We start from the raw sequence: 18,932 nt of genomic DNA, 5'->3' as shown, positions 1-18,932 counted from the left end.
CGTCCGCACCATGTCAGGAGGGACAGCGAAACCATGAGCGCGTTCGAGGACGAACAGCGCAGCTATCTGGTGCTGCGCAACGATGCCGGACATCAGTCGCTGTGGCCGTCCGGGACAGACGTTCCAAGCGGCTGGCAGACCGTCCACGGTCCGGTCGGCCGGGCCGATTGCCTCAGGTACCTGGAGACGGGCGAACCGAGCACCGGGCGATGACCGCACCGCGTACGGTACCGCCGACCGGCCGGGCCGAGGCGGGCCGCGTAGCGGTCGTCACGGGTGCGGGCCGCGGAATCGGGGCCGCCGTCGCGGCGCGGCTCGCCGCGGCGGGGACCTCGGTCGTCGTGGTCGACAGGACCGAGGACGACGCCGCCCGGACGGTGGCGGCGCTCCGGGCCGCCGGTGGCACGGCGCTCGGCCTGGGCTGCGACGTGGCGGACACCGGCCAGGTGAGCGCGGCGGTGCGGGAGGTCGTCCGGGTCTTCGGCCGGCTGGACGTCCTCGTCAACTGCGCGGGCATCACCCGGGACCGGCTCCTGCTGACCATGGAGGACGACGAATGGGACGCGGTCCTGGACGTCAACCTCGGCGGGACCCTGCTGTGGTGCCTGACCGCCGTGGAGCAGATGCGGCGGCAGCGGGGCGGACACATCGTCAACTTCGCTTCGGTCGCCGCCGACGGGAACCCCGGCCAGTCCAACTACGCGGCGGCCAAGGCCGCGGTCACGGGACTCACCCACGACCTGGCCGCCGAACTGGGCCCGAGCGGCATCACCGTCAACGCCGTCGCCCCGGGCTTCGTCGCCACCCCCATGGTGGACGCCCTGGCCGAGCGGCTCGGGGTCGACCGCGGCGAGTTCCTGGACCAGGCCGCCGCCCGGTCCGCGCTCGGCCGGGTCGGCTCCGTCGAGGACATCGCCGGGGTCGTGGCCTTTCTCACCGGCCCGGACTCCGGCTTCCTGACCGGACAGACCGTGTACGTCGACGGGGGGCAGCCATGAACGAGGAGCCGGTACGTGCCGGGAGAGTGGCCCTCCTGGCGGGGGCGGCCGAAGGCGCGGGGCTGGCCACCGCTGTGCGCCTCGCGGCGTCCGGCATGGATATCGCGCTGGTGGACCCCGGCCGCCGGGCCCCGGCCGAGGAGGCGCTGCGGCGGATCGCTGCCACCGGCCGGCGATGCGTCACGGTGTCGGCGGACCCGTCCGACACCGCCGCGTTCTCAGCCGCCCTCGCACATGTCCGATCCGTGCTCGGCAGGCCGAGCGTCCTGCTGACCTGCGTCGGCGGCACGGAGGACGCCGGAAAGGACCACGGCGGCGCGCCGGAGAGGTACGCAGCGGCCCGGCGTGCCCTGCGGACCCTCTTCGTCACCAACCGGGCCGTCGCCCGGGAGATGCTGCGCGGCGGCGGCCGGATCCTCAACGTCGTCCGCCCCTCGTCACCAGAGCGGGGAGGCGGGCGCGGGGACCGGACCGTGGTCGCCGGGACGGCCGGTTTCACCGCCTCCCTCGCACCGGAACTGGCCCCCTTGGGCATCACCGTCCATTTCGCCGCACCGGCCGGATTCCGGCCCGGCGCCCGCCCGCCGATCGGCGCTCCACCGCCGACGGACACCGGGAGCTACCCGGACAACATCGCCCAGTACGCCCTCTGCCTGCTCGACGGTCCGTCGGCGGCTCTCTCCGGGCAGGGCGCCTATCTCAGCGGAAGCCCGATGGCTCGGTGGCCCGCGCCGACCACCCCCACCAGCCGAGGAACGGTAGCCACATCATGACAAGCACCAAGAGCACCGAAGACGCGCACTACGCGCTCCGCATCCTCGACCGGCTCGACGGCGGCGAACGCCCGGTCGTCCACTGGGGCGAGACCGTGATCTCCGGGTCCGAACTGCGCGCGGCCGTCCTGCGCATCGTCGGCGCCTTGACCGCACTCGACGTCCGCCCAAGTGCCGCCGTCGCCCTCCTGACCGAGGTGAACAGCCCCTGGCTGCTGGCGGCCCGGTACGCCGTGCACCTCATGGGCGGCACGGTGGTCGCCGTGTCCGGGGCCAACCACGGAACCACCACGCATCAGTTGGACACGCGAAGCCGTGTCCGCATGGCACGCGAGTGCGGTGCGCGCGTGCTGGTCCACGACGAGTCGCAGCGCGAGGAAGCCGCGCGCATGCGGGCCCTGCTGCCCGACGGCACCGGCCTGTGCGAGCTCGGCGCACCGCTCTCCGGCCCGGTGACCGCCGACGGGCGCCCCGTCGAAGGGCCGCCGCCGGGCTTCTCCGCACGCGTTCCCGCGCACGCCCTGGTGCTCTACACCAGCGGAAGCACGGGTCGGCCCAAGGGCGTGGTCAAGCCCTTCGCGGCCTGGAACAGGGTGGTGCTGGCCGAGTCGTCGACCCTCGACCACGACAAGGTCTTCCTCGCGATGAGCGCGGTCACGCACACCGGCGGACTGCTGGTGGACACGGCCGTCGCCGCCGGGGGAAGCGTGGTGCTGCGCACCGGGTTCGACCCTGGTGCGCTCCTTGAGGACATCGAGGAGTACCGCGTCACGGACACGCTCATGGGCGTCCCCCAGTTCTACGAGCTGGTCAACCACCCCGGTGTCGGCACCGCCGATCTCTCCTCGCTGCGGCGCCTGCTGTACGTGGGATGCCCGGCCTCCCCGGAACGGGTCCGGGAAGCCGTCAAGCTCTTTCCCGGAGTGCTCCACCATTCCTACGGGACGACCGAGACCGGGCAGATCTCCATGCTGACCCCGGCCGACCACGACATACCCGAGCGGCTGTCCAGCGTGGGACGCCCGCGGCCCGGTGTCGAGGTGGTCGTCCAGGACCCCATAACCGGCCGGGAACTGCCCCGGGGAGAGACCGGTGAGGTGGTCGTCCGCAGCCCGCTCGTCATGACGGGCTATGCCGCCGATCCGGAGCTGACCGCCCAGGTGCTGCGTGACGGGTGGGTCCACACCGGGGACTTCGGCCGCCTGGACGAAGACGGCCTGCTGCGGCTGAGCGGCCGTATGAACGACGTCGTCAAGGTGCATGACACGAAGGTCCACCCCAGCGAGGTCGAGAAGGTCCTCGTGGGCCACCGGGGCGTGATCGACGCGTACGTGTACCCCCATCGGAGCTCCGACCTGATCGAGGAGCTGCACGCGGCCGTGGTCCTGCGGTCCGACGACCCCCCGGCCTTCGAGGCGCTGCGCGCCCACGTGGCCGAGGCGATGACACCGACGCACGCGCCGGTCCGCTTCGTGCGCTGGCGGCGGTTCCCGGTCAACGGCAGCGGCAAGGTGGACCGCCGTCTGGTCCGCGAGCGCGGCCTTGCCACGGCCCCCGGGGATGCGGCGGTGCTCGCGGCGGACTGACGGCCGGAGCGCGCACCAGCCCATCTGACATCCGCACACACTCTCCGCCCGGAAGGGCCCTGCCCTGCTCTCTCCTGACGGAGCGTTCTTCGCATGCCATCGTAAGGATGAGGCCATTGTCAGCCGATACCGGAAACCACGAGAGCATCACCGCCAACTACGAGAGCCTGATACGCAAGATACGCGGCTCCGCGACCGGACCGGACAAAGTCGTCCGCTACTTCTGTCTGTTGTGCGGCCAGGAGCAGTCCGAGTCGCCGAGCACCCGCTGCACCGCCTGCAACGGCGCCCTGGACGCCTTCTACGACCTGGACCAGGCGGCCGTGCCGGCGACGCGCCAGGGGCCGGACCCCCTGCAGCACTACTTCTCGCTGCTGCCGCTGCGCGACCGCGCCTCGGGCCGCTGGGGCGGAGAGGGCAACACTCCGTGCTTCGAGGTGCCGGAACTCGCCGCGGCCATCGGCGTCGGCCGGCTGTTCGTCAAGGACGAGTCGGCCAACCCGACCCGGTCGACCAAGGACCGGGTCGCGTCCCTGTGCCTGTCCCGCTTCGCGGAACTGGGCATTCACGAACTCGTGCTGTCCTCGACCGGCAACACCTCCACCGCCTACGCACGGGCGGCCGCGCTGTTCCCCGGCTTCCGGCTGCACATCTTCGTCGGCCGTGCCTTCGTCAGCCGGCTCAACTACCCGGACCACCCCAATGTGACCACGCATGTCGTGGAAGGTGAGTTCGTCATGGCCGGCAAGGTCGCCCAGCGGTTCGCGCGCGAGCAGGGCCACTTCTGGGAGGGCGGCTTCTTCAACTTGGCCCGCAGGGAAGGGCTCAAGCTGGCGTACCTGGAGGCCTTCGACCAGATGCCGGTCGAGCCGGACTTCGTGTTCCAGGCCGTCAGCAGCGGCATGGGCCTGCTCGGCGCCCTCAAAGGCGCGGTCGAGTACCGGGAACTGGGACGCCTCGGCAAGCTCCCGGCCTTCATGGCGGTGCAGCAGGCGTCCTGCGCCCCCATGGCCCATGCCTTCGGGGAGGACGCGGAACGGATCGAGCCCCGCCATGTGATCAGGAACCCGCAGGGCCTGGCCTACGCGATCCTGCGCGGTGACCCGACCGCGACCTATCCGTACATCAGGGATCTGTGCCGAGGCAGCGGCGGGCGGATCCTCGCGGCCGAGGAGGACCGGATCAGGCGGGCACGCCGGCTGCTCCTCGAAATGGCGGGTGTGCGCGGCTGCTTCGCCAGTGCCACAGCGCTCGCCGGTGTCATGCGGGCGGCCGAGGACGGCACCCTGACCCCGGACTCGGTGGCCCTCGTGAATCTGACCGGCGGCGACCGTCCGGTCGCGCAGGTGCCCGCCTCCACCACTACCTGGACCGAGGAAGGTGCTCTCATATGAAGCGATCCCGTGTGGTGATCGTGGGCGGCGGACTGCTCGGCGCGGGCGTGGCGAACGCGCTGGCCGCGCGATCGGTCCCTGTGACCTTGCTGGAGGCGGCGACGCCCGGGTCGGGCGCCAGCGCCTCGACCTTCGCCTGGGCGAACGCCCAGAAGAAAAGGCCCGACGCGTACTTCCGGCTCAACGCCGACGGCCTCGCCGCCTACCACCGCCTGGCGGAACACGCCGCCGGACGGCGCTGGTTCCACGGGGTGGGAAACGTGGAGATCGCCACGGACGCGGCATCGTCCGCCGCCCTGGACGCCGTCGTCGCCGATCTGGCCGCGCGCGGCTACCGGGCCGAGCGGATCACGGCCCGGCAGGCCGCGGAGCTGGACCCGGTGATCGATCCCGGGCGCGCGCTGGACGCGGCATGGTTCCCCGCCGAGGGCTGGGTGGACACCGAACGCATGATCGCCGACCTGCTCGACCAGGCCGGGGCGGCCGGGGCCGAGATCCGCGCGCACTGCCCGGTGGTCCGGTTCGAGCCCTCGGGCGCGCGCACCAAGGTCGTGCTCGCCAACGGCGAAGAGGTCCTGGCCGATCAGGTGGTGTGCGCCGCAGGCGCGGCCACCCAGCGGCTCCTCGCGGCCTCCTCGATCACCGTCCCCCTGATCGAGGAGGAGGACCGGCGGACGCGCGCCCCCGGCGACGAGCGCTATCTCGCGGTGGGCGGCCTTGCCGACACCGCCGCGCTGCGGGTACCGCTGCGCCGGATCCTGCACACTCCCGACATGGGTCTTCGGCCCACCGCCACCGGTCGTGCGGTCCTCGGCGGCGACGGCGCGGGCTCCCGCGTGCCCCGGAGCGATCAGGGCGTCTTCGGTCTCGGACCGATGCTCATCGACCGGGCCCGCAAGGTGTTTCCGGCGTTCGCGGACGTTCCCGTCGAGCGGGTACGGGTGGGGGTCAGGCCGCTGCCTGCGGACGGGCTCACCGTGGCGGGCTTCACCGAACGCCTGCCCGGCCTCTATGTGCTGGTCACGCACAGCGGGGTCACGCTCGCGCCGCACCTCGCCGAGCTGGTGGCGGGCGAACTCGTCGACGATCGCGAGGCGCCGGAGCTGGCCGCGTTCCGGCCCGCGCGTTTCGGATGAGCCACGATCACCTCCTGACCGGCGCCCGCACCCCGGGGAGCTGACGTGCCGGGCACCCGGCGGCCGGGCGCCCGGTGCCCGCGAGCCGCGCGCCCGGCGTCAGCGGGGAGCCCTCCGGGGGAGGTCAAGGCGGGCGGCTATGCCGTCCAGGAGGCAGTCCAGGCCGAAGGTGAAGCGGGCGTCCTCGTCCTCGTGGGGTGAGGTCTGGCGTACGTAGCGCTGGTAGAGCGGGTAGTCACCGGCTTCGAGGAGGAACGACAGCCGGGCCAGGTTCGCCTCCCGGGCCTCCCCGCCGCTGGTCCAGCCCTCCGGGGCGCGCAGCCGGGCGCGGGTGATCTCGTCGTGGGTGCGCGCGCGTGCGTACGCGGTGACCGCGCCCGCGATGTCGGCCATCTGCTCCATCGTCAGGCCGAGGCCGTCCAGCGCGGTGAACTGCTGCTCCACAAGCGCCAGATGCGCGGGCGTCGGGGCGAACAGGATCCGGCCCGGCACCTCCGTCATCCACGGATGCCGCAGGACCACCTGGCGAAAGCGCAGCGCCGAGTCCCGCAGCACCTCGTGCCAGGATCCGCCCGGCCGCTCCAGGAGCATCTCCGCGCGGACCTTGTCGAGCATCAGCTCGATGATGTCCTCCTTGCCGGAGACATACCGGTAGCAGGTCATGGCGGAGACCCCGAGCTCCGTGGCCAGACGGCGCATGGAGACGGCGTCGAGACCGTCGGTGTCCGCGACGCGGAGCGCGGCCGCCACGATCCGGGCGTGCGTAAGGACCGGGCGCTGGGACGGGGTCGGCTGGGCCAGCCGCTGCCAGACGGACATCGCGGGCTCGGCCGCGGATCCGGCGGCGTCCCGCCCGGCGGCGCGGCTGTGGGCTCGGTCAGCATCCATGTGTACGACGTTACCGTGAATTTACGGCGTAAGCATGCCCGTGTACGGTGTAAGCATGACACCACAGCGCGTCCCCGCGAACGACGCCGGGGCCCTTGATCCCCGCCGCTGGCGAGCACTGGCGGTCTGCCTGATCGCCGGGTTCATGACCCTGCTCGACGTCAGCATCGTCAACGTGGCCCTGCCCTCGATGCAGCGGGGACTCGACGCCTCGCCCGCGGACGTGTCCTGGGTCGTCTCCGGATACACCCTGACCTTCGGGCTCGCGCTCGTCCCGGCGGGCAAGCTCGGCGACCTCCTCGGCCGCAAGACGATGTTCCTGGGCGGGCTCGCCTTCTTCACCGCGGTGAGCGTGCTGTGCGCCCTCTCGCCGAACCCCACCTGGCTGGTCGTCGCGCGGCTGCTCCAAGGGGTGGCGGGCGGACTGCTCAATCCGCAGGTCATCGGCATGGTCCAGCAGCTGTTCCGGGGTCCGGAGCGGGGCCGGGCCTTCGGTCTGTACGGTGCCTCGATCGCGATCTCCACCGCCGTCGGGCCCCTCGCCGGCGGGCTGCTGATCCAGGCGGCCGGGGTGCACAGCGGATGGCGCTGGGTGTTCCTGGTCAACCTGCCCATCGGTCTGCTGGCCGTGGTGCTCGGCGCCCTGTGGCTGCCGCGGACGGCAGCCCGCGGCACCGGTCGCGGCCTGGACCTGGTGGGCGTCCTACTGCTCGGCGGGGGCGTCGCCGCGGTCCTGCTGCCGATGATCGAACAGGAGCAGCGGAGCGCGTCGGTGCGCTGGTGGCTGCTCGGTCTCGCGGCCGTCCTGCTCGCCTGCTTCGTCGGATGGGAGACGCTGTGGCGGCGGGCGGGGCACGATCCGCTGGTCGACCTGTCGCTGCTGCGGGCCCGCTCCTTCGGGGCCGGCAGCGCCGTCGGCTCGGTGTACTTCGCCGGATACACCGGTCTGCTGCTGGTGCTGACGCTCTACCTCCAGCAGGGGCACGGTTATTCCGCCCTCGCGGCCGGCGCCACCGGGCTGCCCTTCGCCCTTGGCTCCGCCGTCACCTCCACCCTGGGCGGCCGTGCCGTCTTCCGGGCCGGCCGCACCATGGTCGTCGCCGGGATCGCCGCCGTCGCCCTCGGTCTCGGCGGCACCGCCGCCGTCATCGGCCATCACCCGCACGGCCAGGTCTGGCTGTACGTACTCGGCCCCCTGCTCGTCGCCGGTCTCGGCAGCGGCCTGGTCATCGGCCCCAACCAGACCCTCGCCCTCGCCGACGTACCCCCCGCCCGCAGCGGCACCGCCGCCGCCGTGCTGCAGACCGGACAGCGCGTCGGCACCTCGCTGGGCACCGCCGTCGCCGCCACCCTCTTCTACAACCGACTGGCCGCCACCCGCAGCGATTTCCCGCGCGCCACCAGCCACAGCCTCTACGGCGCCACAGCCCTCACCTGCGTGGCGCTGCTGATCGCCGGTGTGGACCGCTTTCTTCCGCGGCGCGCCGGAAACGAGACCATGCCTCCCCTTCCCGCCGAGTCGCCGAAAAACCCCCGGTCGGCGGACCCGGTGTGATCGGGAGGCCTCCCCTGGCACAGGGCCGTCCCCCGGGCGGCCCTGTGCCGTTTTCCCCGCGGCTTTCTCTGCGGGTCAGCCCCTGTGCAGTACGGCCTTCAAGGCGTCCCGGCGGGCGGTTTGGGGGTCGGGGAAGGCGCCCTGGGCGCGCCAGGTAACGAAGCCGTCGGGGCGTACGTGCCGACGCCGTGCAGCTCGGCCAGTCGTCGCCCTCTCCCTCGGCCGACCGACGTCATCACCGCCCCTCCGATGCTCTTGGTGAATCCGACGACCTGCAACGGCTGCCCGTTCCTGAAGTCCTCGATGTCCTGAGCAGGCGAGCGCCGACGGATCCACGTCCATCGCAGCAGCACGTCCACCGCGGTCTCGGTGCCCGCGGAACGCCGCGCCGACGGAACCCCTTGCGCCATCTTCTCCTCTTCCCTCGGCCGCGGGCATGCGCATCCGAAGCACAGGCGTGCCACAGCCCTGACCGGTACTCGAACACAGCTCCACACCGGAACTGCGGTGCCGCAGGCTATCTCCCGCTGTAGGTGCGCGTTGCTCGCGGGGCTCCTCCGCGAGGGGCCGCCCTTGGGGGCGGTGATCGAGAGAGCAGCGTGCAGGGGACAGCCTTAGCTCGTGCTACAACCTCCAGCACACTGATGGTCTCGGTCGTGCAGTCCTGCATGCCTCCTGCCCGCGGGACACTGACAAGCGATCGAGGAGGAACCTTGGCGCCTCCCGCCCAGGGACCCGCCAGATATGATCACAGCACATCCGACCCACTGTCCTACTTACTGATCGTTTCAGAATGATCTACGGCGCCGACGAAGGCAGATGATGCTGCACGCGAGCGTCACTCCCGAGCAGCCCACGACCTCACTGGGCACATCTCGCCAGGCCACTCCCTTGCGCAGGACGTAGATGATGCCGGCCAGGGCGACCCCGTCCGACACCGGCAGCCGTCCGGGGTGCCGCTTCCGCCGCGCAGGCCGCTTTGGCAGCAGCGGGGCTATTCGCTCCGACAGTTCATCGGGGACAAGGTCGGTAGCGTAGGAGCCTGTCAGAGAACCTGGTTGAGCCCACTAGGGCATCTCTTTCGGATCTTGCGTGGCCAGGCCGTGCCATTGCGCTGGGGTCCAGGAGCAACTGACGGCTTCGCCGGAGGGGGCCCGAGCAGAACGTCGCCATCAGGCAGCATCTTGAGTGCGGGACCTCAGCCGTCGAGCGCGACGGGTGGCGCCTACGAGGCGCGCGCCGGCCACGGTTATCCAGTGTTGTCAACCCGATCTCGCAGGTCAGCGTGCAGCTCTGCGGTTCTGGTGACCCGCGTTACGTCTGACTGTCATGTCCTGCGTCTTGACCCCTTGGTCCGGCAGTTGCGCCCCGTGGCCTCGGCTCCGTCCATCAGTCGCCCCACGACCTCATCCACCAGCTTCTGCTCGACCGCCTCAGCGATCGGCTTGCCAGACTCCGGACAGCGGTCTTTCAGGCGCGTTCGTCTATCACGTTGCGCAGAGCGCGGAGCAGGCGGTTGTGATCGGAGTCGGCTTGGGTGGGAATCAGGAAGCGGCGGCGCAGGAAGGCGTAGGACAGCTCGTTGCGTGGGTCGACGAGTGCCTGCTGGCCTCCTGCACCGCTGTGTCCGAACGAGCCTGCGGCCAATGACGGGTAGATCTCGGAATAGGTGTGGAAGCCGACGGCCCAGGCTTTCTGGGATCGCAGTACCAGGTCGAAGCCGTTGCTCTGGACTTGGGCGAATGCCGAAGCGGTGTCGGCGCTGAGGAGCGGTTGGTGACGGTCTACTGGGCTGGCCAGCGCGGAGTAGAGCTTGGCTAGGCCTCGGGCTGCGCCTATGCCTCCGAAGGAGGCGGTTCCTTTGGATCGGACGGCAGTGAGGTTGGGGAGTTCCCACACCTCACGATTGCCAGGAGCGTGACGGTTGAACGCCACGCCGCTGATGCTGTCCGGGGCGGTTGCTGTTGCGGCCAGACCGGCGAGTCGTTCGGGCGTATTGATCATCGGTTGCGCGGGAAGGTACCGGTGTTCCTGGTCTGCCGGCAGTCCCAGGTGAAGGTCGAGCCCGAGCGGGTCACGGAGCAGCTCGTTGAAGATCGTTTGCACGCTGGTTCCGGTGGCTCGGCGCACGACTTCGCCGCTGAGGGCGCCCATCACCAGGGCGTGGTAACCAGAGGAGGTGCCGGGTCGCCAGAGCGGGCGTTGCGCGGCGAGCCGCTGGGCAACGACTTGGTCGTCCGCGATGTCGTCCATGGTGAAGCCGTCGGTCGCGCCGGCAAGCCCCGCCTGATGCGAGACCAGCTCGCGCAGCAGGATGCCCTGCTTGCCCTTCGCGGCGAACTCGGGCCAGTAGCGGCTGACCGGTGCGTCGAGGTCGAGGACGCCCTGCTGCACGAGCAGCGCCACGACGATGTGGGTGATGCCCTTGCTCGCGGAGTAGATACCCAGAAGGGAATCCGCCGCGGTCTCGCTGCCCGCCCATAGGTCCACCACCGGCTGTCCGCGGTGGTACGCGGCGACCTGGGCGGACAGGTCGCCGCCCTCGCGGGTCACGATCTCGCGGAACCCCTCGCGCACGGACTCGAACCCGTCGGCGACGCTGCCGTGCACGGCAATCTCAGACATGTCTCCTCCTTGGCTTGTGATCGGGGCCTCGATCCTCGATGGGAGGCGCGCGCCCCACGCTACATGCGTTTGTGTCCAGTGGCCACAAATAGAGGCGGGGTGTGCCGCATGGCGTGAGGCGTCCGCGGAGACGCGGGCTCAGGTACCGTCGCGGTCATGAGCGAAGTCGCCGATACGCCCCGTCGGCCGGGCAGACCGGCACAGATCAGCCGCGAGCAGATCGTGGAAGCCGTGGCCACGTTCGAAAACATCGACGCGATCACGATGCGCCAGCTGGCGGAACGGCTGGAAGTTCGCCATGGTGCGCTCTACCGCTGGGTGAAAAGTCGCGACGAACTGTTCGACCTCGTCAGCGACGTGGTCGTCGACCGGGTACTGAGTGCGGCCGACCTTGAGTCATCGGACTGGCGCGCACAGCTTCGGCAGCTGGCGCTGCTGATCCGTGAGCACTTCCTGGGCCTTCCCGGCTACGCCTCGCACCTTTCGCGGCCGCATGCGCACAACGCGCACTCGGTGGACCGGCTTCGCCGCGCATGCATCGACGTGTTCATCAAGGGCGGCGTTTCGCACCAGAACGCAGAGCAAAGCTGGCTCATCTTCATCACGTCCATGATCAGCTGGCTCGCGGTGGAGGAGCAGCCGGTGACGATCGGCGACATCACGCCACGCTTCGACCTCTTCCTGGGCGTCCTCCTACGGGGACTTCCGACACAGGACAGCGACGCGTCGGCCTAAGCCGTGTCGCTGTTGCCGGTCGCGGTGCCGGGGCGGCCTTCGTTGGGCCGGCGCAGGCTGATCGACGGGATCCGGTGGCGGACGCGGACCGGTGCTCCGTGGCGGGATCTGCCGTCGGAGTACGGGCCATGACAGACCGTCTACGGGCTCTTCCGCCGCTGGCAACGCGACGGCACCTGACCCGAATTGCTGACCCGGCTGCAGGCCCAGGCGGTCGGACGAGAGAAGACAGTTCAGACCCACGTTGTGCGCGCCGATCTGTTCGGCAAGGCGTTCCCCGATTACCACGCCCGCCAGATGAGCGACCTGCTGCTCGTCGGCCTCACCCGGACGGATCCGGCTGCAGGAGAACACCGAGCACACCCGCTCCGACGCATCCCAGGGCCCGACGGCATCCCTCCGACCGGGGCGTGGCGTCGACGAGTTGACATGTTGACAGGTACACAACCCCTCCGTTACAACGTTGCAGAGATCGGGCCACACGGTGGCCGACGAACGCCGCGCCGTGGCCGCCGCCAGCACGACTCCCTTCGAGGTGATGCCATGAGGCGCGTCCTGTCGGTGCTGTCCGTCCTGCTCGCCTTCATCGGCCTGGGGATCGCCGTCCCGGCCGCCCGCGCCGTGCCGGGCGGCGGTACGCAGATGTGGTCCGGGTACTCGTACTACCCGCGGGTGATCCGGCTGGAGCACAACGGCGCGTCGAACGGCATGGCAGTGGCCGCGGTCGTCACCAACCAGAACGGCGACTGGGTCGGCGCCATCTTCCACAGTACCGACAACGGCCGGTCGTACACGCAGGTCGGCGCCGTCGACGATCCCGTCAACTCCACCGGCATGTGCTGCCAGACCCTCTACGAACTCCCCAGCGCCGTGGGCGGCATGCCCGCCGGCACCCTGCTGTGGGCGGCGTCGTTCGGTGCCGACGCGGGCAGCGGCAGACGCATGTCGATCCGGGTGTGGCGCAGTAACGACCTGGGCGTGAGCTGGTCGTACCTGTCCACCGTGACCACGGCGTCGAGCGGTCTCGGCCTGTGGGAGCCGGAGTTGACCGTCGCGTCCGACGGCCGGCTGGTGGTGTTCTACTCCGACGAGACCGATCCCGCGCACAGCCAGAAACTCGAACGGGCGCGTTCCGCCGACGGCGTCACCTGGACCGACTTCAGCGACACCGTCGCGCTCGGCGACTCCTCCGCCCGCCCCGGCATGGCCGTCGTCCGCCGGCTGCCCGGTGGTTCGTACCTCATGAGCTACGAGGTCTGCGGCGGCTCGCACGTCTGCGAGGTGTACGTCCGCAGCTCGCCGGACGGCTGGGACTGGGGCACCCCCTCGGACATCGGCACCCGCGTGCTCACCGCCGACGGCCGCTACCCGGCGAGCACCCCCACCATCACGGTCGCCGGCAACACCGTGCTGCTCACCGCGATGCGCCTGCGCAACCCGGACGGCGGCTTCGCCGCCGGCGACGGCAGAACGGTGCTCGGCAACGCCGCGGGCGGCAAGGGGCCGTGGTTCGACGTCGCCTCGCCGGTGCCGTTGTCCGACGCCGGCGGCGGCCCGGCACCCACCTGCCCCGGCTACTCCTCGCCGCTGCTCGGTTCGGCGGACGGCAAGTCGTTCCTCCAGATCACCACCGACCTCGACGCCTCCGGCCAGTGCCGCGCGTACGTGGGCCAGGCGTCGGCGCTGCCCAGCGGCAGCACCGGCTCCGCCTGGTCCGCCGAGGGCTCACAGGTCTACCTCTCGCCGAACCAGCAGCACTTCACGGACACCAACGCCGGCGGCGCGCTGCGCAACGTCTGGTGGGACAGCTCCACCGGATACGCGGCCAACACCTGGGCGACCGGGGTCACCGGCAAGCCGGTCACCTTCGTCGACGGCACCCAGCAGCACGTGTTCGTCCGCGGTTCGGACGGTTCGCTGCAGCACTACTTCTGGGACTCGGCGACCGGCTCGACCACCCACGACACCTGGGCCGGCAGCGGCCTCGCGGGCGACCCGGCCGCGATGATGATCGGCGACGCGCAGCACGTGTGGTGGGTGGACAGTGCCGGCACGCTGGAGCACTCCTGGTGGGACCCGGCCAGCGGCTCCCATCACGACACCTGGGCCACAGGGGTCGCCGGCCGACCCGGCGCCATGCTCGTCGGCGACGTGCAGCACGTGTTCGTCCGCACGCCGACAGGCGCGATCCGGCACGTGTGGTGGGACGCGGCGCAGGGCTCCCAGAGCGAGACCATTCCGGCCGACGCGGCCAGTGACCTCGCGGTCGCCGAGATCGGGGACGCGCAGCACCTTTGGTTCACCGACAGCGCCGGCCGTCTCCAGCACTGGTGGTGGAGTCCCGCGGCGGGCTGGAGCAACGACACCTGGGGCAGCGGGGACACCGGCCGTCCCACCTTCCTCCAGGACGGCGCCCAGCAGCACGTCTTCGTACGCGGCAGCGGCGGAACGCTCGAGCACTACTTCTGGCAGTCCTCCGACGGCCTGCACCACGACACCTGGGGCACCGGCATCAGCGGCGACCCCACCGCCCTGCTGATCGGGGACGCCCAGCACGTGTGGGCGACCGACCCGAACGGAACCGTGCAGCACTGGTGGTGGGACCAGGCGGACGGGCTGCGCCACGACTCCTGGGGCAGCTGACCGCGGCACCACGGCCCCCGCACCCGCGGTTCGACAGGGGCGGCACGGCCGTGCACGGGGAGAACGCGCCGAGCCGTCCCTGACTCATGGCCGCTCGACGGACAAGACCGCGGCCGCGCCGGCAACGAGTGCCTTCGCCTGTTTCTGGGACACCCGGCCCGACCTGACGAGTACGGCGATGCCCTGAATCGTGGCGATGAGGAGCAGCCCCAGGCGGTCGGGGCCGTCCGGCGGGAGCAGACCCGCGCGCCGCCCCGCCTCGACCAGGCCCCCCACGGTGGCGAACAGCCAGCCGAGGCCCTCGCCGAGGCCGGCCGTTCCACCGTCCGGCTTCGAGGCGAACATGACGTCCAGCACGGCCGCGTCGTGCAGGGCAAAGCGCAGGTACGCGACCGCCGCCGCGCGGAGCTGCTCCTGGTGGTCCTCGCCGGCGCCCGCGACGGCCCCGCGGACCTCGTCGGCCAGGCGCAGCGATCCCGCCTCCGCGAGGGCGTCCAGCAGCGCCTGGCGATCTGGGAAGGGGGGCGGGGCGCGGTATGGCTGACCCCGACCCGCCGCGCCAGTGCGCGCAGCGACAGGCTCTCCACGCCGTCCTCCCGAGGGCGCGCTCGGATTCGGCTGTCGGGGAGGATCACGCCGTTCTACCGCAGCTGACAGGCCAATCAGATCTTTGTTCGAATTTGGGATCCCATCGGACACGCCCGGTCGGCGTCGCGTGTCCTGTTGTCGGCGGAAGTTGATCAGTGCCGTGGGCGTCTGAGCGGCTCAGGTCACGTGCACCGTGGTCTCCGGGGTTGAGGCGGCTGTTGTGGCTGTGATGACCAGGGCGTCGGCGGGAAGGAGGATCCTTAACTTAGGGAGGCTGCGATGGGGCGTGACCGGGTCGGGCTGGCTGAGGTACTGGCAGCAGCGGAGGAGGCCGCGCCGGTGCGCTCCCTCGATGTGGTGGCGCAGAATCTGCGCGAGCGGTTCGGGGCGCGTTACGTGTCGTTCCTGTTCGTCGACGTCGTCGGCCGGCGTTTGCTGCGGGTCAATGACGAGGGGGCGGCGCCACAGGAGCACGGCGCCGATCAGGTTCTCCTGGCCGGCAGTGTCTACGACAGTGTCCTGCGCACTCAGAAAGCGGTGCGCGTGGCGGAGGGCGCGCAGGAGCAGCGCGTGCTCGCCCCGGTGACCAACCGCGGCGACACCATCGGTGTCCTGGAGCTGCACCTCACCCATATCACGCAGGACGTCCTGGAGCAGGTCGAGGAGGCCGCGCACGCGCTCGCGTACATCATCGTCACCGACCGGCGCTTCACCGACCTCTACCACTGGGGCAACCGCACCGCCACAGTCACGCTGGCCGCGGAGATCCAGCGTCAGCTCCTGCCGTCGGCTCCCTCGTGCGAGGCTCCCGAGTTCACCCTCGCCGGCGCCCTTGTTCCGGCCTCCGACATCGCCGGTGACACCTACGACTACAGCCTCGACCACGACACCCTGCACCTGTCCATCACCGATGCCATGGGCCACAACGTCGACGCCTCCCTCATGGCCACCCTCCTGGTCAACGCCTCCCGCGGTGCCCGCCGCGCCGGCACGGACCTCGCCGAACAAGCCCGCCAGACCCACCAGGCCCTCCTCGACCACGGCAGACGGACCTTCGCCACCGGACAACTGATGCGCATCGCTCTGGACGGGAGCAGCGCCCGGCTCGTCAACGCGGGCCACCCGTGGCCCCTACGGCTGCGCGACGGCACCGTCGACGAGATCAAGCTGCACATCAACCTCCCCTTCGGCGTCCCCGTACAGGGCGCCTACCAGGTACAGGACATCGATCTGCGCCCGGGTGACCGCCTCGTCTTCTGCACCGACGGCATGCAGGAGCGCCAAGCAGAAGCCGTCGACCTACCGCGCCTTGTCCGCGACACCGCAGCCGAGCACCCCCGCGAGGTCGTACGCGCCATGGTCACCGCCGTCACCAACGCCTGTCACGGCCACGTAAGAGACGACGCCACCGTCCTGTGCCTGGACTGGCACGGCCCTGCCCCCGCAGACCGAAGGTCGAAACACCGACGCTCTACCTAGCACGCAGCACAGTCACGCGCTCAAGGTTCGCTGTCACAGGACGCCCGCACCGCCCTGGAGGCGATGGGCGACCAGCGCCCGGTGCTGACGCATGCGGTGCACTCCGCACCCGGTGCGCGCCGCTGGGTGAGGTCATCCAGAATCGGCCGCATGGCCTGATTCAACCGTTCGTTTGGTTTCTTGTTCCAGCCGACCCGCCACTGCCCAGCCACCGGCTCAGCTGCCACTCGAGGCAACCCGCTCCATGGCGAGCGAGGCTTCGAGCCGACACCCGCCCGCAGCTCAAGGGCCGTCAAGGGGCAGCGCAGGTGCACCCACCTCGCCGTTCGAAGAGACAGGCCCGCCCGACGCAGGGCGTCGAACGCCGGACCGACAGCTCTGGTCACTGAGACCGGCACCGACTGAGCTACTCAGCTGGTGGCTGAGTGCGTTCGGTCTGCTACTTTCCGCACATGATTTACGAACCGACGCGTCGCCAGGCGCTCCGAGTGACGTTCGCCAGCCTTGCGGCGTCGTGCGTCGCAGGTATCGGGCAGTCCGCGGCGGCCACGCAGGTCCGCGGCAGCCGCAAGAGCCGTCTGGACTACCAGGGCCGCTACCGCGAGCTGTTCAACGCGTGCGGGAAGGACCCCGGGAAGAAGCTGCTGGTCGGGCGGCAGATGCTCGACGATTACGCCCGGGATGCGCGCGTCTATCGCGTACCGGACCGTGCCGCCGTGGTGCGCATGCACGCCGCACTTGTGCGCCAGCAGCACGCTCGCGGGACCAGCGCGAGGCTCTGAGCCCCTCCCCCGGTGGCTTCACCGGCCGGCGCGCCTCCTTTGGCGGCCGGCCGGGCAGGTTCACTTCCGGAAGTGGCTGGGGTAGTCGTTGGCCTCCACCTTGCGCCGGAGTTCCTCGTCGTCGGGGTGCAGGCTCAGGGCCCGATTGATCAGAACCTCCTCGCTCTCCACCCTGTTCGGATCGGGCACACAGCATTCCACCGGGCACACTGCCTGGCAGGCGAGGTGGTCGTAGAACCCCACGCACTCCGTACAGGCGTTGGGGTTGATCACGTAGATCTCGTCACCCTCCGAGATTGCCTCGTTCGGGCACTCCGGCTCGCACGCACCGCAGTTGATGCAGTCCTCGGTGATCTCGATGGCCACGGCCGCTCATTCCTCTTCGTTCGGGCTGGTCCGGTGATCAACGAGCGGGCGACCGAGCAGTACCGCACCCGACGGGCGGTCCGGAGCACCGCTTCGCCAGGCGCGGCAGGTGTGTTCACCAGGTCAGCAGGACGCAGCCGTCACCGCCTTTGCCCCCAGCACTTCCGCCACGGCCGGTGCAGCGTCCCGTCCGGGTTCGCACGCAGGTCGGGGAACCGGCCCTCCCGGCGGGCCTTCGCCGGCTGCACGGACAGACGGCGGTACATCGGCGCCGTGTGCGGCAGCGCCAGGAAACCAGGCGATACATGACCTGGCGCAGCGTGTCCTTCATCGGCGCGTACCCGTTCACGATCTCCCGCATCCGGTCCACCACCGACGGCCACCGCGCCCGCTCAGCCGCCATACCGGTTCGGCGCACCTCTTCGTCAGGGCCGGCGGCGGAACCAGCCGCGGCTCCGGCCCCGCTCCTGGCCGTCCTCCCCCGGCGGCGCGGCGGCCTGGAGGCGGGCGGCTTCGGCGGCGGCTGCGGCGCGGAACGCGGTGTGCGCTGCAGACCAGCAAGCTCAGGTGGGACGAAAGCTCCACCATCGGCAAAGCCACGCTCGTCAACGCCAGCGGGGTGAGCGTCACCGTCTCCGTCGGCGGCGGCAAGGGCGTCAAGACGGCTGTCAAATTCCCCCAGGGCTCAACCCTCGGCCGCGCCCGCACGGGGACCGTCGGCCATCCTCTGGGCGACGACCCGCACATGGCGCCGACCCAAACCGATCACGATCCCCGAGGATCTGGAGGCCACGGCCAAGCTGGCGCGGGAACGCACCCGTCGAGTCGTCATCGGCACTGTGGTCATCGTCGTGGCGGCCACGGCGATGGCCGCACCGCACATGCACCGGTCCGACGGCTACGTCAGCGCCGCAGCCAAGGGACCCGCGTATCTTACCGTCACACCGCCGACCACCCTCGGCAGCTACAGACTGATGACCGGCGAGCAAGCAGACCTGCTCAACGCCCGAACAGCCGGGAAACTGCCCAAACACTACGCCGTCGTGTTCTACACCAACGCAGGAAATCCCACTCAGCCCGTACTGGAAGTCTTCAGCGACACCAGCACCGCTGATCCACAGCTCGCCCAGGAGCTCACCCAGCAGTCGGCAGATACCGAGAACTCCGGGCTCATGGCCGGGGCGCACATCACCGACGCCAAGGTCTTCAACCCTGGCTCGGCCGGCGGGAAGGTGCGGTGCGGAGAGAACAACGCAGAACTGCTCTGTGCCTGGGCCGACTCCGGGAGCGTCGGCGGACTCCTCAGCAACCTGTCCAGCGGCATCAACGTCCAGCAGATCGCCTCCCTCACCCAGAAATTCCGGGCCGCCGCCGAACACTGAAA

At 70.6% G+C, this 18,932-nt stretch carries 19 protein-coding genes; 14 read left to right on the top strand and 5 right to left on the bottom strand.

Translation table 11 applies throughout. From position 1 onward, the window contains the following. The first annotated feature begins 33 nt into the window (after positions 1 to 33). The 6 genes from ACZ7EC_RS24405 to ACZ7EC_RS24380 all read left to right on the top strand — a co-directional run bounded on the left by ACZ7EC_RS24405 (position 34) and on the right by ACZ7EC_RS24380 (position 5,887). The gene (locus ACZ7EC_RS24405) at positions 34 to 213 is read left to right on the top strand and encodes an MbtH family protein (protein ID WP_421676062.1); all 180 of its coding nucleotides are present in this window, start codon (positions 34 to 36) and stop codon (positions 211 to 213) included. Beyond that, entirely contained in the window at positions 210 to 998 is a 789-nt protein-coding gene (locus ACZ7EC_RS24400) for a glucose 1-dehydrogenase (protein ID WP_471065661.1), read from the top strand. The genes ACZ7EC_RS24405 and ACZ7EC_RS24400 overlap by 4 nt, the downstream gene beginning before the upstream one ends. After that, positions 995 to 1,771, top strand: a complete 777-nt coding sequence (locus ACZ7EC_RS24395) for an SDR family NAD(P)-dependent oxidoreductase (protein ID WP_471065660.1) — start codon at positions 995 to 997, stop codon at positions 1,769 to 1,771. The genes ACZ7EC_RS24400 and ACZ7EC_RS24395 overlap by 4 nt, the downstream gene beginning before the upstream one ends. After that, a complete protein-coding gene (locus ACZ7EC_RS24390; RefSeq protein ID WP_471065658.1) occupies positions 1,768 to 3,357 on the top strand; it encodes a class I adenylate-forming enzyme family protein in 1,590 nt (529 codons plus the stop codon). Before ACZ7EC_RS24395 ends, ACZ7EC_RS24390 begins: the two co-directional genes overlap by 4 nt. Before the next feature lie 116 nt (positions 3,358 to 3,473). Then, positions 3,474 to 4,751: a threonine synthase gene (locus tag ACZ7EC_RS24385; RefSeq protein ID WP_471065656.1), complete on the top strand. Its 1,278-nt coding sequence runs from the start codon at positions 3,474 to 3,476 to the stop codon at positions 4,749 to 4,751. After that, the gene (locus ACZ7EC_RS24380) at positions 4,748 to 5,887 is read left to right on the top strand and encodes an NAD(P)/FAD-dependent oxidoreductase (RefSeq protein WP_471065653.1); all 1,140 of its coding nucleotides are present in this window, start codon (positions 4,748 to 4,750) and stop codon (positions 5,885 to 5,887) included. The genes ACZ7EC_RS24385 and ACZ7EC_RS24380 overlap by 4 nt, the downstream gene beginning before the upstream one ends. A 99-nt stretch (positions 5,888 to 5,986) precedes the next feature. Here the strand turns inward: ACZ7EC_RS24380 and ACZ7EC_RS24375 are convergent, their stop codons facing one another. Continuing rightward, positions 5,987 to 6,775: a TetR/AcrR family transcriptional regulator gene (locus tag ACZ7EC_RS24375; RefSeq protein ID WP_471065652.1), complete on the bottom strand. Its 789-nt coding sequence runs from the start codon at positions 6,773 to 6,775 to the stop codon at positions 5,987 to 5,989. A 55-nt stretch (positions 6,776 to 6,830) separates the two neighbouring features. Here ACZ7EC_RS24375 and ACZ7EC_RS24370 point away from each other — a divergent pair, with 55 nt between their 5' ends. Beyond that, on the top strand, positions 6,831 to 8,330 hold the full coding sequence (locus ACZ7EC_RS24370) for an MFS transporter (protein ID WP_471065650.1): 1,500 nt from the start codon (positions 6,831 to 6,833) through the stop codon (positions 8,328 to 8,330). 788 nt (positions 8,331 to 9,118) lie between these two features. Here ACZ7EC_RS24370 and ACZ7EC_RS24365 read toward each other — a convergent pair. Further along, complete coding sequence (locus ACZ7EC_RS24365; protein ID WP_471065772.1) at positions 9,119 to 9,340, bottom strand: transposase; 222 nt, start codon at positions 9,338 to 9,340, stop codon at positions 9,119 to 9,121. A 460-nt stretch (positions 9,341 to 9,800) separates the two neighbouring features. Continuing rightward, complete coding sequence (locus ACZ7EC_RS24360; RefSeq protein ID WP_471065648.1) at positions 9,801 to 10,955, bottom strand: serine hydrolase domain-containing protein; 1,155 nt, start codon at positions 10,953 to 10,955, stop codon at positions 9,801 to 9,803. A 156-nt stretch (positions 10,956 to 11,111) separates the two neighbouring features. Between ACZ7EC_RS24360 and ACZ7EC_RS24355 the strand changes: the two genes are divergently transcribed. The 3 genes from ACZ7EC_RS24355 (at position 11,112) to ACZ7EC_RS24345 (ending at position 14,333) form a co-directional block, all read left to right on the top strand. After that, positions 11,112 to 11,690, top strand: a complete 579-nt coding sequence (locus tag ACZ7EC_RS24355) for a TetR/AcrR family transcriptional regulator (RefSeq protein WP_471065647.1) — start codon at positions 11,112 to 11,114, stop codon at positions 11,688 to 11,690. Between the two features lie 3 nt (positions 11,691 to 11,693). Beyond that, entirely contained in the window at positions 11,694 to 11,822 is a 129-nt protein-coding gene (locus tag ACZ7EC_RS24350) for a transposase (RefSeq protein WP_471065645.1), read from the top strand. Positions 11,823 to 12,233: 411 nt separating this feature from the next. After that, positions 12,234 to 14,333 carry an RICIN domain-containing protein gene (locus ACZ7EC_RS24345; protein WP_471065644.1) on the top strand — a complete coding sequence of 700 codons (2,100 nt, stop codon included), beginning with the start codon at positions 12,234 to 12,236 and terminating at the stop codon, positions 14,331 to 14,333. Between the two features lie 84 nt (positions 14,334 to 14,417). Here the strand turns inward: ACZ7EC_RS24345 and ACZ7EC_RS24340 are convergent, their stop codons facing one another. Next, on the bottom strand, positions 14,418 to 14,690 hold the full coding sequence (locus ACZ7EC_RS24340; protein ID WP_471065642.1) for a hypothetical protein: 273 nt from the start codon (positions 14,688 to 14,690) through the stop codon (positions 14,418 to 14,420). A gap of 9 nt (positions 14,691 to 14,699) precedes the next feature. Here ACZ7EC_RS24340 and ACZ7EC_RS24335 point away from each other — a divergent pair, with 9 nt between their 5' ends. The 3 genes from ACZ7EC_RS24335 to ACZ7EC_RS24325 all read left to right on the top strand — a co-directional run bounded on the left by ACZ7EC_RS24335 (position 14,700) and on the right by ACZ7EC_RS24325 (position 17,182). Continuing rightward, on the top strand, positions 14,700 to 14,987 hold the full coding sequence (locus ACZ7EC_RS24335) for a hypothetical protein (RefSeq protein ID WP_471065640.1): 288 nt from the start codon (positions 14,700 to 14,702) through the stop codon (positions 14,985 to 14,987). Between the two features lie 213 nt (positions 14,988 to 15,200). Next, a complete protein-coding gene (locus tag ACZ7EC_RS24330) occupies positions 15,201 to 16,400 on the top strand; it encodes a PP2C family protein-serine/threonine phosphatase (protein WP_471065638.1) in 1,200 nt (399 codons plus the stop codon). Between the two features lie 452 nt (positions 16,401 to 16,852). Further along, a complete protein-coding gene (locus ACZ7EC_RS24325) occupies positions 16,853 to 17,182 on the top strand; it encodes a hypothetical protein (protein WP_471065636.1) in 330 nt (109 codons plus the stop codon). 60 nt (positions 17,183 to 17,242) lie between these two features. Here ACZ7EC_RS24325 and ACZ7EC_RS24320 read toward each other — a convergent pair whose 3' ends face one another. Beyond that, complete coding sequence (locus ACZ7EC_RS24320) at positions 17,243 to 17,548, bottom strand: YfhL family 4Fe-4S dicluster ferredoxin (RefSeq protein WP_471065635.1); 306 nt, start codon at positions 17,546 to 17,548, stop codon at positions 17,243 to 17,245. Between the two features lie 839 nt (positions 17,549 to 18,387). On the opposite strand from ACZ7EC_RS24320, the gene ACZ7EC_RS24315 reads away from it, so the two are divergent. Then, positions 18,388 to 18,930 carry a hypothetical protein gene (locus ACZ7EC_RS24315; RefSeq protein ID WP_471065633.1) on the top strand — a complete coding sequence of 181 codons (543 nt, stop codon included), beginning with the start codon at positions 18,388 to 18,390 and terminating at the stop codon, positions 18,928 to 18,930. Positions 18,931 to 18,932: the final 2 nt, after the last annotated feature.

This window comes from Streptomyces sp. NPDC037203 (assembly GCF_055605065.1).
Note: the sequence above shows the minus strand (reverse complement) of the source record. Positions and strands in the feature narration are given on the sequence as shown.

Bases quoted from the DNA above. Each gene is read 5' to 3' on its own strand.
- ACZ7EC_RS24405 (WP_421676062.1), top strand. From the start codon at position 34: ATGAGCGCGTTCGAGGACGAACAGCGCAGCTATCTGGTGCTGCGCAAC.
- ACZ7EC_RS24400 (WP_471065661.1), top strand. From the start codon at position 210: ATGACCGCACCGCGTACGGTACCGCCGACCGGCCGGGCCGAGGCGGGC.
- ACZ7EC_RS24395 (WP_471065660.1), top strand. From the start codon at position 995: ATGAACGAGGAGCCGGTACGTGCCGGGAGAGTGGCCCTCCTGGCGGGG.
- ACZ7EC_RS24390 (WP_471065658.1), top strand. From the start codon at position 1,768: ATGACAAGCACCAAGAGCACCGAAGACGCGCACTACGCGCTCCGCATC.
- ACZ7EC_RS24380 (WP_471065653.1), top strand. From the start codon at position 4,748: ATGAAGCGATCCCGTGTGGTGATCGTGGGCGGCGGACTGCTCGGCGCG.
- ACZ7EC_RS24375 (WP_471065652.1), bottom strand. From the start codon at position 6,775: ATGGATGCTGACCGAGCCCACAGCCGCGCCGCCGGGCGGGACGCCGCC.
- ACZ7EC_RS24370 (WP_471065650.1), top strand. From the start codon at position 6,831: ATGACACCACAGCGCGTCCCCGCGAACGACGCCGGGGCCCTTGATCCC.
- ACZ7EC_RS24360 (WP_471065648.1), bottom strand. From the start codon at position 10,955: ATGTCTGAGATTGCCGTGCACGGCAGCGTCGCCGACGGGTTCGAGTCC.
- ACZ7EC_RS24355 (WP_471065647.1), top strand. From the start codon at position 11,112: ATGAGCGAAGTCGCCGATACGCCCCGTCGGCCGGGCAGACCGGCACAG.
- ACZ7EC_RS24345 (WP_471065644.1), top strand. From the start codon at position 12,234: ATGAGGCGCGTCCTGTCGGTGCTGTCCGTCCTGCTCGCCTTCATCGGC.
- ACZ7EC_RS24330 (WP_471065638.1), top strand. From the start codon at position 15,201: ATGGGGCGTGACCGGGTCGGGCTGGCTGAGGTACTGGCAGCAGCGGAG.
- ACZ7EC_RS24325 (WP_471065636.1), top strand. From the start codon at position 16,853: ATGATTTACGAACCGACGCGTCGCCAGGCGCTCCGAGTGACGTTCGCC.